This is a genomic window from Paraburkholderia podalyriae (assembly GCF_014397785.1).
Taxonomy (GTDB): Bacteria; Pseudomonadota; Gammaproteobacteria; order Burkholderiales; family Burkholderiaceae; genus Paraburkholderia; species Paraburkholderia podalyriae.
The window spans coordinates 56,817-72,289 of record NZ_VZQQ01000037.1; the positions used below are offsets into that span (position 1 = coordinate 56,817).

The window sequence follows — 15,473 nt, forward strand, 5'->3', positions numbered from 1 at the left end:
TGTATGACCGATTCATCCGTCACACGGCCGAATTCAATCTTCGTGCAAATCGCAAGTTATCGCGATCCGCAGTTGATTCCCACGTTGCTTGATTTCATCCATCACGCAAGAAAGCCGGATTTGCTACGCATCGTCGTGTGTTGGCAGCATGCGTCTGACGAACCGATAGGCTGGTTCTGGCAACAGGGCTTTGGTAAATGGCGGACGGAACAGACCGACAGCTGGAGCATCCAGCATCTCAGTTATGGCGGCGCGAAAATCGAGCTCATCGACGTGCCGCACATGATGTCGCAAGGTGCATGCTGGGCCCGTAACCTGCTCCAGCAGCGCTATGGCGGGGAGCGCTATACGCTGCAGCTCGATTCGCATCACCGTTTCGTCGACGGCTGGGACATGCTCGTGATCGACATGCTGGAATCATTGCGCGACGAAAGCCCAAAACCGGTGCTGACCACCTATCTTCCGATGTTCGACCCCGAGAATCACGACGCTCGAAAGAGCGATGAGCCAAGAATGTTGGCTTACTCGAGCTTCAACACAGACGGGGTGGTGGTGTTTCGCTCGAAGAAGCTCAGCGACTGGAGGACGCGCACCCGCCCTGTCCGTACGCGCTTCTTCAGCGCACACTTCGCATTCGCCGACGGCCATTTTGTCGAAGCCGTCCAACACGATCCGCATTACTTCTTTCTCGGCGAGGAGATTTCGATCGCCGTCCGCGCGTTCACCCACGGCTATGACCTGTACTGTCCGCACCGGCTGATCGCCTGGCACGAATACAAGCGCTCGTATCGCGCCAAGATCTGGAACGACCATACTCAGGAGGCCAAGGAACGGGGTGATATCGAGGAGCCCTGGAACGAGCGCAACCAACGCTCTTTTCAGCGCAATCGTGCGCTGCTCGGCGTCGACGGAGAGACGCTGGCGCAAGGAGATTTCGGCAAGTATGGACTCGGCGCCGAACGCACGCTAGCCGATTACGAAGCGTACGCAGGCATCAGCTTTGCATTGCGCGGTATCCAAGAGTCCGTACTCAATGACGAGGTGCCAGTTCCGGGCGCACAGGCTGTCAGCGAAGCGACATGGAAAGCCTCGCTGTTGCGCGCGAACGACGTGCGCGTGTGCGTACATCGGACTAGTGTCGACAAACATGCGGTCATTCCCGGCATCGAGCACCCCTTGTCGGCCGCCACGTCCGCCGTCGTCGTCATCTGCGACAACGGCGACACTGAGCTGTGCCGCAAAAACATCGACGCCGGCCGGCTCTCCCAACACCGGAATAGCGACTGGCTCGACTTCCACGAGACGTTCGAATCAGAACTTGAGCAGATCCCAGCCTGTTTCGTCGTGGAATTGTTCGACCGTGCCGGCAATGTTCTGAGTCGGATTCAGCGCACCATCGATGCATGACGCGTCCGCACCCGCAACGTGCGGGAATGATTCCGGCGCCGCGCGGCCGAGAGGGTTGCACCACGTCAGCGGATTCGGCGCGTAGCGATACGGACTGACGCCACCATCACCGGTGCGATCCGGGCTGATATAGCGTCCCGAGTGAGGATCGTAGAAACGCGCACCGTTGTAATACAGCGTGGTTTCATCGTCCGCATACTGGCCGGCGTAGCGGAGCCGCTGCGTCAAAGCGTCAGTATTTCCCCACTCCGGCGCAACGAGATTGCCCCACGCACGATAACGCTGCTGCCACACGGCCCGCCCGGTTTCGTCGGTTAGCGCGACGGCCGTACCGGCGACGTCGGTGTGGTAGTGATAGACCTGCGTGTCTTCTATCGTCCCATCGTCCGCGAGCGTCTGATCCACGCAAGCGAGCGGCGCGAAGCCGGTCGACCGGTCCGGCTCGGGTTGATACAGGTACGTGCGAAGTGCCACTGCGCTCTGCTCCTGGATCACTCTGAATCCCTGCCACAGATAGCGCGTGACCTCATCCTGCACAGGGGTCGATGGTTGCGGCGCTCGACGCGGCGAAGCCGGTTCGACAAGCGTCGCGGTACGTCGACCGATTGCATCGTACCGATAGCGCACCGTGCAGTCCTTGCGATGCGCGGCAATGACGCGCCCCTCCGCATCCCAATCGAGCGACAGCATAGGGTCGCCGCCGCTTCTGCGCACCAGTTGTCCCCACGCGTCGTACTCGTAGCGATGGCCGCGGCATTCCCGCAGCCGATGATCCGGATAGACGGCCGGAAACCAGTTTCCGCCGGGCGCATCGAGCAGATTGCTTGCCGCGTCCCACGTGAAATACTCGATGTCCAGCTGATCCGACACGCACCGCAGCAGGCAGCCGCGCCGGTCATAGTCGAACCACGTCTGGCCGCCAGCTCCGCCATCCGTTCTGACGATGACGTCAGCGGGACTGTAATTGGCTTCGCGCCACAATTCGATCACATGTTCTGTCGCGGCGCCCGGCGTGTCCACGTCAGATCCCGTTACCGAGCGCCACCACACGGGCAGTCCGAGCGGCGAATAACCCGTATGCGTGCGCAACCGGCCTTGCGTGCGCGCAATCTGGCGTCGCATCGCGTCATACCAGAACCGCGCAATTCGCCGCTCATCCAGTTCGACGAACGCGATATCGCCGGATTCGAAGCGGCGTGTGCGCACCTGCTGCCCCTGCGGCAGTTGCGTCGCGACGAGGCGACCAACGGCGTCGTACGTATAACGCACGGTGCCGTTTGCTCCATGCTCCGCGACCACACGGCCAGTGGCGTCGTGTTCGAAGCGGACTTCATCGGTGCCGATGCCGAGCAACTCGCCTTCCGGGGTCGGTGCGCGGCTCACGCACTCGAGCGGGCCACGCGGTCCATAGCGATACGCATAGCGGTTATGCGTGGTTTCGCGCCCGATCAGGCGGCCTGCGTTGTCGTAGTCGAACGTTTCGCGGCGCTGTTGCGCGCCCGCTCTCCACGTGATGCAACGGATCTGGCCGGCATCCTCGTAGTCGAAACTGCGCTCGACACCGTCCGCGTCCGTGATCGACCGGCAACCGCTCGCGTCCCACTGCAGCGACCGCACCGCGCCGTTCGGGCTTTCGACTCGAACCAGACGCCCATGCGCATCGTACTGATGCGCGATCACGTGACCCTCCTCGTCGATCGCCCGCACGATCTTGCCGCGCCGATCCCGATACCAGTGCCGACTGCGACCACTGGGACCGACGAACGAAGTTCGCTGACCCGCGGCGTTCCACACATGACGCTCGGTCCGGCCGTCCGGACGCGTCACCGTCAACGGCCGACCGAGACCATCGCGCTCGACTCGCGTGACGGCGCCGAGCGCGTCGGTCACGCTGATGACATGGCCATCGACGTCGTACTCGTACGCGGTCGTGCTTCCGCCTGCTCCCGTGCGCCGTGCCACTTGGCCCCAGGCATTGCGCGTGTAGACGGTCGCGATATCCTGCGCGTCCGTCGAACGCACGACATCGCCATCGGCATCGTATTCAAGGCGCGCGATTTCTCCGCACGGCGCCTGACAGTGCACCGGCTGCAAACGATCGTTGCGCACCCACATCCACGTGCGCCCATCGCTCAGCGCGACCGATACGGGCTCGCGCGACGCAAGCGCATAGTGCGTCGAGCGGGTTTCGCCTCGCGGGTCCGTTTCGCATTCGATCCGTCCGAGCATGTCGTATTCGAGTCTAACGATGCGCTCGCCGGGCAGTTGCATGGTGAGCGGCGCGGCAGCGTCGCCATAGCTGAAGCGATAGCGTCGGCCGTCGAAGTCCGTGTGCGATAGCACGCGGCCCTGCTCGTCGTATTGCCAGCTCGCGTCGTTGCCGAAGACGTCGCTGACCGCACTGGTCCGGCTATCGACGTCGTAGGCAAAGCGCTCGCGCGCGCCTTCGGACGTGACGCGTTGAACTACCCGCGCCGCGCCCCCGATCGATTGCCACACGTAGTGCGTTGCCATCCCGAGTGCGTCGGCCTCCTCGACGACCCGTCCTTCGCGGTACGCAAAGCGGCGCACGAGTTCACCGACGCGGTTGCGCACTTCCGTCAGCTCCCCATGCGGACTGTAGCCGTACTGGACCAACGCACCGGTCGGACCACCGTGGACGCATTCGACGGCAACCAGACGCACGCCCATCCGCGCCTCGTAGTGCATCCGCAACTCGTGACCGCAGGTGCCGCGCACGCGCAGCAAGCGCCCGTCGGCATCCCAGATCAAACCGATCCGCTGCTTGCGCAGATCTTCGACATACTTGAGCCGGGCTATCCCGTTCGCGTCGAACTCGCCGAACACGCGGTAGTGCGGCGTCATATCCGCAACGACCAGTCGTCCGTCGCTCAGATGCGCGATGTGCAATTGCGCGGACGACACGATCACTTGCGACCCGCGCGCCGGAAACGGCACGCTGAGCGTGCTGCCGAATTCGTCGGTGTAGACGAGTTGATCGTCCAGCTTGCGCAGCGTGATTTCCCACCTCATGCGCCAGCCGACGCCGAGCAGCCCGAGCGCGTGCTGGTTGCTCGAATAGCAGCGCGACCATTCGAGCGGAAGTCGTCCGCGCAGCGCGAAGTCGGTTTCGTCGGCGGGCAGACAGATCTTGCTGCCGCTTATCACATCGACGGAGGCGCACAGAATGCCCGACAGCGCGCGACGCACCCGATACCGGTCGACCACGTCGCCAAGCCGCTCGCAACGGTCGAGCAGCGGTCCGGCACTCGCGAGCGGCAACACGACGCCGGGCAGCCTGACCAGTTCCCCGCCTATTCCATCGATTCCAGTCGTCACTCGAGCATCCTCGCCGTCACTCGCCGTCACTCGCCGATCAGCACGTCCGGCGAGCCGACGGACAGCGCCGAGCCACACGAAATCGAGCCGCCGACTATTGCCGCCGGCACGTCGTTGATGAATACCGAGCCCGAACCGACAACCAGCGATTGCGCGGACGGGTGAAGCGAGCACACCACGGAACTGATGCCGACGAGCCCAGCCGGTATTCCATTGACGAAGACCGATGGCGAGCCACTGGTGACCGAACCACCATCGGCGATCGGATCGCCTTTGCGAACCACTGCATACATGATCGATATTCTCAATAGAACAGGAAGCCCGTGCGCGAATATGCGCTAACGCATTCGGCGACGCACGGGATCGCGAGGTGCGCTGTTACGCGTCCTGGCCGGTTGACGGCGGTTCCTCGTCCGATGGCTGCGGTGCCTCATCCGACGGCTCCGGCGCCTCATCCGACGGCGGCGGTACTTCATCCGACGGCGGCGGCACCACGATCGGCTTGCACGGATCGGGCACAACTATGCACGGAACATCCGATGGATCAAGTATCACGACCGGAACAGGCACTGTGGTCGCATTGCCCTTTTCCGCATCGGAAGGGTTGAGTTCCAACGGCATACCCTTTACCACCACACGCTCTTCACCCTGGATACGGATTTTCTTACCGATCAGCTTGATCTCACCATCCTTGGTCATGGTCAGCGACGACTTGCCGCACACGATAGACAGTACGCCGCCGGCGGACAACGAATAGGCCCCACCGACCGCGTGCGTAGACGCGCCACCGACCGTAACGGTACGCGCTCCGCCCACCGTCAACGTGGACAGTCCGCCAACCGCGATAGTCTCCGCGCCCCCGATATTCGTCGACTGCGCAAGACCGACGGAATAGAAAGCGGCATGCTTGACCCTGACCGAGTACTTGCCGCCAACGATCGTGCTGGACGCGGCGCCGACAGTCATGCTGTGCGCGGCGGCCACGCCGATCGTGTAATCGGCACCGACCACGTGCGATTCGTTGACCTTCGTCAGGCGGTTCATGTCCCGTTCCGCCTGCACCGTGAATTCCTCGGCACCTGCCTTGTCCTCGAAACGGATGCTGTTGTAGTTCTGCAAGCCCCCTTCCATCGACCGGCTCATGAAACCGCTCTGCGTCGCGTTGCCTGGCAAGTCATAAGGTGGACGCGTCGCCGTGTTGTACAGGCTGCCGGTGATCAGCGGACGATCCGGATCGCCATTCCAGAAATCGATGATGACTTCCTGCCCGATGCGCGGAATGTAGATGCCCCCGAAACCCTGACCCGCCCAAGCCTGGCTCACACGGACCCAGCAGGAGTCGGTCTCGACGTTTCGGCCGTAACGGTCCCAGGCGAAGCGGACCTTCACGCGACCGAATTCGTCGGTCCACAGTTCCTTGCCCTCGGGACCCACGACAACAGCCGACTGCGGCCCGCTGACGGTCGGCTTCGGTGTCTGTTGCGGCAATCTGAACACTTCGCTCGTCGGCTGCGCGTCGAACTTGTTGCTGCATGTGTACTCGTAACCGCTACCCGATTCGTCCGGCGTACCGGTCAGTTCGAGTTCCGTACCGATGATCAGGTATTCGCAGTTCGCGGCCGTATAGTCGTAGTTGGTCAACACGAACGTCTGCCCGCACGCGAGTCCGCGCACGTTACCTTCGCCTTTTGCTCGCATGGCCGGCGCGCGCAGCGCTTCCATGCGCGTGCGCGCGAGCAGCTCGCCATGTCTGCTGTCGGTGTAATCGCCCGGCCAGTCGTAGCGCTCGAGCAGGTTCCAGCTGGTGTCGCGCGGCTGCTGATTGATCGCCCGCATGTCGGCGCGCGAACGCGTGAAGTCGAAGTCGCTCGTCACATAGTGACCCGTGCACAAGACTTCGGCCGTCGAAAACGCGCTGAGGTATTCCGTGTCGGTCTTGCCGTCCTGCGGTTGGAACGCCAGCGCCCGGTATGAGGGGTGCGGCGACTGGCGGTGCGCGCCAATCTGATCGCACAACACGAGCCGGTGTTTGCCGTCGGCATGCTCGAAAAACCAGTAGATGCCCCACTCTTCCATCAAGCGATGAATGAAGTCGTAGTCGGTCTCGCCGTACTGGACCTGGAACGCGCGCGGGTCGTTGGTCGGACTTTCGCCGTCGAGCGCATAGCGGCTCAAGTCGAGACGCCTTTCGACCGGGTACGGATAGTCCTTCAGAACCTCGTCGATGATCTCGATGACCGTCTTGTTCTGGAAAATCTTGTAGTCGGTCGTCAGCGTCGCCAGCCACAGCCAGGGTTTCAGCACGACGCGATAGACGTTGTAGCGGCCCTCGCGACGCAGGTATTGCGCGGCAACGACGAGCCCGGTGAGTTCCCGCTGACCTGCTTCGGTACCGGCGCTCGGGTCGACAGGCGGCTCGAGGTCGATCGCGACGGTCATTTCCTTGCCTAGCAGCGCCTTCAGGTCGATGTTGGCACTGACGGCAAGCGGCACTGTGTAATCGTCGGGCGTGCGCAACAGCAGTTCGTATTCGAATAGCTGGCCGAGATACTCGCCGCCTTTCAGTGACATGAACTCCAGCGCCGGCTGCGTCAGTCCATTCGCGGTCTGACCAGGCCACTGCGGTATCGCCGCGCTGGATACAGTCACTGCGCGGCGCTGCATACTTATTGCGTTCAAGGGATTATTTGACATGCACTCCTCTCATTCTCCGTTTCGAAAAGGCGCTACAGCGCGGCGGCGGATGCGGAACCGGCCGACGCGTCCGCTCGCCTTGCCATGCTTTTTTCACTGCCGGGACAACGAAAATCCCTCAGCAATGCCGTGAGTTGCGGGCCCGACTGTCCGCCCGATGTCAGTTCGATTACCGCGTGCCGGTCGTCGAAATTGAAATCCACCGCCGAGCGGCTCGCCGACAGCGTCGCCGTCACGCGGCCCCGGTCGATCAGACGGAAGAGCGCCCACGGACCATCGCTGATGAGGGTCGACGTGTCGGGACGCACGCGCGGATTCGCGGTGAGGCCGGCCATCGAACCGCCGCGCGGCCCCGGCCACGTGATCGGGAACGTCGTGACCGGACCGTGCGCATAGCGCAGATTTTGTCCGTCGATGTCGATCAGCAGATCGGTGATCTCGGGGGCTAGCGACACGACCTTGAGGCCCGCGCTCCACGACATCCGGGTCGCGCCAGGATCGCGGAAAAACGTCTGGCGGATCGCCGCGGCGCGCTCGAACGGTTCGAGGCTCGGTCCCTGCATGGGCGGCATGCCGGGACTGACCGGCCGATAGCGCCAAGGCCGCATGCTCGTATCGACACGGCTGGCGAGCGTCTTGTGGAAGAAGTCGTCGAGCAGCCCGCCGGCCGCGAACACACGGTCGAAATCGTCGATGTCGACTTCCTGGGAGCTCGCGGCGAACGGATATTTGCCTTCGACAGCACGGCGGCATTGCGCCCCAACGCTCGATTCGACCTGCATCGTGAGCAGGGATCCGACATTGCGGTCCACCTTGCGCATCGACTGCGACGCGAGGCCCACGAGCACGGCACGAAACGGCGGCGGAAGCTTCTGCGCCTCGAGCTGCATCGTGGAGCCGAGATCATCCGTGGGCGGCATGCTATTGGTGGCGAGCACGTCGCCGGCCGTCATCAGATGTGTGTACTGCTGGTTGATCAGCCCGATGATGCCGCCCAGCTGTAGCACGCCGCTGCCGCCGGGCAGTGCGCTCGCGCCATCGGCCTGGCCGGTCACGACTTCACGCAGCGCGGCGAACCGTCTGTCGACCCATTCACGTTCCATCTTCTGCTGCGCGAGCTGACCGATCGTTGCGGCCGCGGCCACGGCGCTCGCCGCGCGCGCCACCTGTGAGCGACGCATGATCACATTCATGGCACTCCCGGCGGGGGACGGATCGTCCGCGCCCTCAGTGACCGACAGCGACGTCTCGCGCGCGGCCGTTCGCACGAGTCTCGCCAGCGGCGAATCCGGCGCAGCGAGCGTGCGCAGCGTCCGCAGATCGGGCGCCAACGTGCCGTCGCTGCCCGACACCGGTCTCACGTCATCCAGAAACTGGGTCCAGTAATTGCCGTAGTCGGTCAAGTACTGGCGACGGATATCGTCGGCGAGCCTGTCCTTGCGCAGCACGTTGCCGTTTGCCATCTGCCGCCGCCGCGCCGATGCATCGGCCTCGCCCATCACCCACGCGTCCTGTGTTTGCGCCTGCTCGAGAAATTCCGGCAGGCGCTTGTTAAAAACCGCGTGATACCCGTCGTAGGTATAGAGACCCGGGATACCTCGCGCGAGCGTCGAGCCGTCGGCCAGCATGAACACGGTAGTGGCTTGCGGGCCCGCGGCGCTCAGCAACGTGACGTTCTCGGGCGCCTCGGCGGACATGGCGTTCATTGCACGTTCGTAGAGCCTCCCGGACGCCGGGTTGCGGCCAAGGAACTCGCGCGCGCGACGCACCAGCTGCGTATTCACCGGTTTTGCCGGCACCGCGGGATCGCCGTCGGCCAGCAGCGCGTCGAGGTGTCGCGCCATCACGTTGCGCTCACCGAGCGGTGCGACGCTATTGGCGTGCTCCCAGTCGCCGAGTACCCATGCCTTGATCGCTTTCGCGTCGTAGTGCGAGAGATCGAACAGCATCAGGTAGACCGACAGCGTGCGATAAACGCCGTCTGCGTCCTGTGCGCCGATTTGCGTGTCGAGCACCGTTTCGAGCCGGCCGACGACTTGCGGCAGCAGCATCTGTTTCAGCAGATTGTTGTAGGTCTGGCCGGCTGCGTTGCTGATCGCGGGCGCCGTGTAGAGGCCGTAGCGCCATGCGAGACCGGGACTGTCGAGGTCCATGCCCTGGAACTGAGGCAGCTCACGCGACGCTGACAGTATCGGTCCCATCGCCCCGGGCTTCCGAGCCTTGCGCTGCGGCAACACACGCGCGGCGAGCCCATTGGCCTTGTCATCGATCGTGGCAAGATACTCGCGGTTATTGCCAAAGCTCACGACGAGCGCACCGATCAGCCACACCGCCACGACGATCGCGAGCAAATGCCCCGTAAGACGCAACGCGCGGAAGCGGATGTTCCAGTACAGGTTCGGCCGCACCAGATGCGCTTCGGCCAGAATCACGCGCTGGAATAGATTGCGTAGGAAATAGCCACGATAGCCGGTAGGCGCAGCGTCGCCGCCGGAGGACGGCGAGACCGTCTTCGACGCGGCACCGACCCAACCCGCAAGCCCGCGACGCAGCCGCTGCAATATTGTGGTGCGGTCAGCCGGCACGGCTTCGTGAGTCTGCGCCGCGCTCGTGAAATAGACGCCGCGCAGCGTGCTGTTCAATTCCGTGTCGTCGTATTTCGAATCGAGAAACACCAGCGCGAGCAATTCGTTGAGTTCCGCGCACAGGCCACGGAATTCAGACGGCAACGCATACAGCTTCTTGCGCAGATCGACTTCGTACACCTCTTGCAGCCGCGTGTTGATGCCGTCTTCGAGTCCCTGCTCCAGTTCACGCATTTCGGCCGCGCAGTTCAGGCGCAGGGCGTCGCGGCCGTGCTCTTCCGCCTGCTCCTGATAAGGCAGTGTGAAGCCCAGAATTTGCGCGCGGCTTTCCGCCGTCAACGACTGGAAATACGCGCCGAAACCGGGCAGCAGATCGAGCTTCGTGACGAGCACGTAGACGGGAAAACGAATCCCGAACTGCTGGCACATCTCTCCAAGCCGTGCGCGCATCGACGCAGCGAGCGCCTTGCGCTCGGAAGCCGGGCCCGTCAGCAATTCTTCGACGGACACGGTCAGCAACGCGCCGTTGATCGGCGCGCGCGGGCGCCGCTTACGAAGCAGCCCAAGAAAGCCGCGCCACTCGGCCTCGTTCGCGCTCTTCAGGTCCGACGGTTTGATATCGACTTTCGCGGCCTGTTGCGACGCCGCGTCCTGAACCGTATAACGGCCGGCGGTATCGATCAGCACCGCCTCGTTCGCGAACCACCAGTCGCAGTTCAGCGTTTCGATGCGGCCTCTCAGCGACGCCGCGACCATCTGGTCCGCCTCCGGAAAATCCAGACCCGAGTTCAGAATCAACGTCGTCTTGCCTGCCCCTGGCGAACCCACCACCATGTACCACGGCAGTTCGTACAGATAGCGCTGGCTTTCGAGCAAACGACGCAGCCCCGCCGGCCCCCCGCGCATACGTTTGAGCTTGTCGATAGCCTTCGCGACGACCGAGTGAAGCGCACGCATTTCGTCTCGCGCGACAGGCAGCGCGGCCGGCTTCTTCGTGAACGGGTTCAGCACGCGCTGCAGCAGTACGTCGTCGCTGCGCACTGCACGCCACAGGCGATACAGCCCGTAGATTGCGTAGCAGGCGAGCAGCACCGAGATCAGCAGCACGCGGGACCACGTCGTGCCGAGCGGATGTATTTCGCCGAATGCGAGTACCGGTCCGAAATACCAGAGCGCGACACACAGCAACGCGACGCCGATGGCACCCGGCGACCAGCCGAGCAGCCAGAACAGCAGCAACAACAACAGCACGACGCTCGACAGCATGCGCGAGAGCATGCTGTCGAGCGGGCGATAGTCGCCAAACGCAACCAGCGGTCCGACGAACCAGACGGCCACAGCCGCGACGAGGATCGCCGCGATCACCAGCGTCTGGCGCGTGAACACGAGTTTCGATAAACGGTTCAAATAAGACATCAAGGCTTTCCCGTTATTGCGTGACGAAGACTTCCACGCGTCGATTGCGGGAACGACCTTCCGCTGTAGAGTTGTCCGCGACAGGTTGGGTATCGCTGTTGCCAACGGACACGATGCGATTGGCGGGCATGCCGTGCGCCTTCAATACGTCGGCGACGAACGCGGCGCGCTTTTCCGATAGCACCCGGTTGTCGGGAAACTCTGCCGTGCGAATCGGCTGGTTGTCCGTGTGTCCGGTTACCGTGACATTGCCGCCGACCCGCGCGACCTCCTGCGCAACCTTCGTCAATACCGGACCCAATTCCGGCCGAATGCGGATTTGCCCCGGAAGGAACATGTCATCGCCACGAAACACGACCCGGCTGCTGCGCTCGTCCTCTTCGACGGAGACCTGGCCGCGGGCAATCTCATCCTTCAGCAGGATCGACAGGCGCAGGCGCTCGTGGACGACCGGCGCCGCGCCCTTGATCGGCTGTCCGATTGCGAGAATCTTCGCTTCGAGCGCATTGCTTTGCGCCAGAAGCCGATACTGGTACCAGGCGAACAGCGAGAACACGCACAACGCAGCCACGCCCGCCGTGGCCCAGACCGGCACGCTTTTCAGCAGCCGCATGCTGCCTGGCTCCTCGCCGCGCCAATGCGGCGACAGTTCGAGCCGCATCGTGTCCCGCGTGCCGCTGACAAGCGTCAGCAGCCGCTGCCGGATCTGCTCCAGATGACGAAGACCGTCCGCGGCAACGCTATAGCGCCCTTCGAATCCAAGGCTGAGAATGCGATACAGCACCTCGAGGACGTCGATGTACTCCTGGGGGTCGGTCGCCATGCGGCCGATCAGCAGGAAGAACTTCTCGCCACCGTCCACCTCTCCCTCGAACGTGAGCAGCAGGCCGTGCGCGGCCCAAATTCCAGCGCTCCCCCAACGCGTGCGGTTGGCCGCTTCGTCGAGCGCGGTGCACAGTGCGTAGCGAACCGCCGCCACGTGCTTCCACGGCAGACTCGCCTTGTCGCAGACTTTCTGGAATGCCACGACCTCACGCACCAGCAGCGAGCGCAAGCTCGCGACCTCGGCAAGCGACTCGAGCGAAGCCGGCATGTCCGCCAGCATGCGCAATAACGGCTGCGCGGCTTCACACATTGGATTGCGCACCGTCTTCATGCGCTCGAGACGCGTCTGCACTGCTTCCGGCGGATCGAACGCGGCCGCATCGACGACCGGTTCCGGACTGGCGACACTCGCGGCCGGGGGCCGGCCAGCGGGAAATGCAGACGGCTGGCTCTGGCCAGAAGCGGAGTTGCCTGGGTCCAACAGAAAGTCGAAGCCGCCATCCCCGTATGCACCTGTACTCATTTTTGACGCACGCCCCACAGTTCAAGCTTGAGTTCCGGGAACTGTCCAGCGATATGCATGGCAAGCCCTCCGTGGCGCGCAATCTGTTCCCAGAACGGTCCGGTACGCGACAGTTCGAAATAGATAAAGCCCGAGTTGAACGGAATCTGGCGCGGCGGAACCGGCAGCGCCGCCATAGTCAGACCCGGCAGATGCGAACGGATCAGTTCCGGCAAGCGCTGCGGATGACTGATCTTCGTTTGGGCAAGGAACTGCTGCTGCAGCAATTCGGAAGGCATCTGCGCGCCCACCGCGAGCACGAGGCTCGAATAGCCTGCCAGTTCGTTCGGCAGCATCGCGGCGGTACGGATGCCGTGTGCCTGCTCCGTAAGCGCGATGGGCTGTGCACCGCGAACCAACACCTGGTTCAACAGCTGGTGAACCTCCTCGACGAGCGGCCTGATACTGCGGTAGAGCTGCGCATGGTCATAGCCCGGAGCCGGTCGCGGACGCCGCGATTGCGGACGCACGAAGGTTGAAAGCTCGCCGGCAAAAAGCGCGAGTTCGCGATACAGATTCACCGGTGCGGTCTCCTCGAGTTGGCAAACATGCTCGAGCAGCGGCTCATAGCGATTGAGCACCTGAAGCAGCAGATAGTCGGCCACTTCGGCCGCCGCGCCCGTGCGGCCATCGGTACCTGACAGACGGGCGGCGAGCGCGTCGGCGCGTAATCGCGCGAGGCCATGCAGCTGCATCGCCCATTCGCGCAGCAATGGATTCGCGCCGTAACCGGTCACCGGAGGAATATGGTCGGTACTGTGCAGCGACACGGCGCCGTCAGCGTGCAGCGCCTTCACACGCGTCAGTGCAAGGCCGATCCACGACTGCGTAAGCTCTTTTTCAGGCAACAGCCGCAAGCGCAAATTCGAGAGTTGGACGGGCTTTGGACCTTGACCGATCGCGTTGCTGTCACGCAGATCCGTGTCGTAAGCATGGTGACGGGCCAGCGATCCACTCTGCTCGGTGAAGGCGGTTTCCTCGGTGTTGGGCAAGCGAAGCGGGACCGCCAGGTAAATCACCTGGTCCTGATGCTCCGGTCCGACCGTCAGCGGTGGCGGGGGCGGCGTTAGGCCTGGCACTTCGAACGGCGTACCGTCAGGAAACACGCCAAGTCCGCTCTTGAACACCAGCTTGCCGAACGCGAGCGACTCCTGATCGATCTCATAACGGCTGAAGCCCCAGAAAAATGGGCTCAACGGCGCGCTCCGACGATGCGCGAACGACTCGAAATATCGCTCCTGCTGCTGAAACAACTGCGGGCGCAGGAAAAGTCCCTCGCTCCAAACAACCTTGCTATACCAACTCATTGAAATTAGTCTGACTTTGAAATCGAAACAGTGCGCTGGTCAAGCTGGATCGCCAGCTTCTGTTCCTTGTCTGGAAGGGCCATCCTGTACCACGCAGCGTCGGGCGTGACCGGCAACCGGTAAACCGCGCGCCAGACCGATTTCCCGAGATCCCGGTAGCCAGCCAGTACACCAATTGCAGTGCTGGCACGGTTCGACTTGCGGACGATCTCACGTGTGTCGCCGGGACGCAGAACGAATTCGTCGACGACCAGCGCGTCGTCGCCAAGGACTTTTCTGTCGTCGCTTTGCAGCGTGAAAAAATCGGCGTTTTCAAACGCCGTCGGAGCCTTCAGTTCGTAGACCCTTACGAGGATCGGCGCCGCCGTTCCCCACTCGTTCGGATTGACGTTCCCGTTTGCCGCGATTTGTAGCCGGAGGTTCGTTTGCTCCTTGACAACGGGAGCGGGCGTGCTCGCGCAAGCGGACAGCCAGGTACTCGCCCCGCTTAGGGCCAGCCAGCCGCCGATACGCAGCCATATCGCGAAGCGGGAAAATAAGTTCGGAACCATCTGACGGTATCAAGGAGATTCCGCACGTCGCCCTGAATACACTAACCAGGATGCCTGCATCGAGCCAGGCATCCTGGCTAACGACCGTGACATTGCTCACCGAATGAAGCCGGCGAGGGCACGGTTCAGGAAAACATGCGACTTAGGCGCTGTTCTTCTTGATATCGAACGTTGCGGTGATCGCACCACCACTACCGCCTTGCGCGTTTTGCACCACGTATTCCTGTTTGAGGCGGGAAAATGACAGACACACTTTTTCGTGCGGGCGCGATTCGCTGTCGCTGACACCGGAGGGATTTACCGAGGTGACCAGCACGTCGTTCATCGTGAACTTGATGTATTCGAGCGGATTACCGCCGGCTTTACGCACGACGAGCCTCGCTTCGTCGATATGCTTGCCGGTCAGGCAGTATTGCGTCAGATTGGGAGTTGCACGATCGATGAAATGCTCGAACGTGAAATCTTCGACCGTTGCTCGACCGGCACCACCGCCAGAACCAACGTGCATATTCGATTGCTGCGTGACGCCCCACGCCCAGCTGAGAACATCGATTTCGTCCTTGTGGTTAGCGTCTGCCGATTCACCATCGATACCGTTGATCTTGAGAAAGATGTCTTGCGCCATGAAAGTATTCCTTGATACAGATTAGTTTTAAGGGTGGCGGTTTCAAAGGTGAAGCGCAACAGCGGGTTAATGAACGGAAGCTGAAGTTATGGAAGCGGTTGCGAGCATACGTTCGAACACCTCGAATGGCGAATGAAATGCATGCGTAGCACGCGGTCGGCT

9 protein-coding genes are annotated in these 15,473 nt (G+C 62.6%); 1 reads left to right on the forward strand and 8 read right to left on the reverse strand.

Annotation, left to right across the window (positions count from 1 at the left end; genetic code table 11):
* Nucleotides 1–3 precede the first annotated feature (3 nt).
* Nucleotides 4–1,407 carry a GlcNAc-transferase family protein gene (locus F6X42_RS29990; RefSeq protein ID WP_187637662.1) on the forward strand — a complete coding sequence of 468 codons (1,404 nt, stop codon included), beginning with the start codon at nt 4–6 and terminating at the stop codon, nt 1,405–1,407.
* Here F6X42_RS29990 and F6X42_RS29995 read toward each other — a convergent pair.
* From F6X42_RS29995 to F6X42_RS30030, 8 genes are all read right to left on the reverse strand, one after another.
* Nucleotides 1,312–4,746, reverse strand: a complete 3,435-nt coding sequence (locus F6X42_RS29995) for an RHS repeat-associated core domain-containing protein (RefSeq protein ID WP_187637663.1) — start codon at nt 4,744–4,746, stop codon at nt 1,312–1,314. The two genes, F6X42_RS29990 and F6X42_RS29995, sit on opposite strands and share 96 nt — an antisense overlap.
* A 26-nt stretch (nt 4,747–4,772) precedes the next feature.
* Complete coding sequence (locus tag F6X42_RS30000) at nt 4,773–5,039, reverse strand: PAAR domain-containing protein (RefSeq protein ID WP_187637664.1); 267 nt, start codon at nt 5,037–5,039, stop codon at nt 4,773–4,775.
* 85 nt (nt 5,040–5,124) lie between these two features.
* Nucleotides 5,125–7,440: a type VI secretion system Vgr family protein gene (locus F6X42_RS30005; RefSeq protein WP_246530279.1), complete on the reverse strand. Its 2,316-nt coding sequence runs from the start codon at nt 7,438–7,440 to the stop codon at nt 5,125–5,127.
* A 32-nt stretch (nt 7,441–7,472) separates the two neighbouring features.
* Nucleotides 7,473–11,441 carry a type VI secretion system membrane subunit TssM gene (gene tssM / locus F6X42_RS30010; protein ID WP_187637665.1) on the reverse strand — a complete coding sequence of 1,323 codons (3,969 nt, stop codon included), beginning with the start codon at nt 11,439–11,441 and terminating at the stop codon, nt 7,473–7,475.
* Nucleotides 11,442–11,454: 13 nt separating this feature from the next.
* On the reverse strand, nt 11,455–12,789 hold the full coding sequence (tssL, locus tag F6X42_RS30015) for a type VI secretion system protein TssL, long form (RefSeq protein ID WP_187637666.1): 1,335 nt from the start codon (nt 12,787–12,789) through the stop codon (nt 11,455–11,457).
* The gene (gene tssK, locus F6X42_RS30020; RefSeq protein ID WP_187637667.1) at nt 12,786–14,135 is read right to left on the reverse strand and encodes a type VI secretion system baseplate subunit TssK; all 1,350 of its coding nucleotides are present in this window, start codon (nt 14,133–14,135) and stop codon (nt 12,786–12,788) included. Before tssK ends, tssL begins: the two co-directional genes overlap by 4 nt.
* Before the next feature lie 5 nt (nt 14,136–14,140).
* Entirely contained in the window at nt 14,141–14,686 is a 546-nt protein-coding gene (tssJ, locus tag F6X42_RS30025; protein WP_187637668.1) for a type VI secretion system lipoprotein TssJ, read from the reverse strand.
* A gap of 142 nt (nt 14,687–14,828) precedes the next feature.
* Nucleotides 14,829–15,311 carry an Hcp family type VI secretion system effector gene (locus F6X42_RS30030; RefSeq protein WP_187637669.1) on the reverse strand — a complete coding sequence of 161 codons (483 nt, stop codon included), beginning with the start codon at nt 15,309–15,311 and terminating at the stop codon, nt 14,829–14,831.
* Nucleotides 15,312–15,473 lie beyond the last annotated feature (162 nt).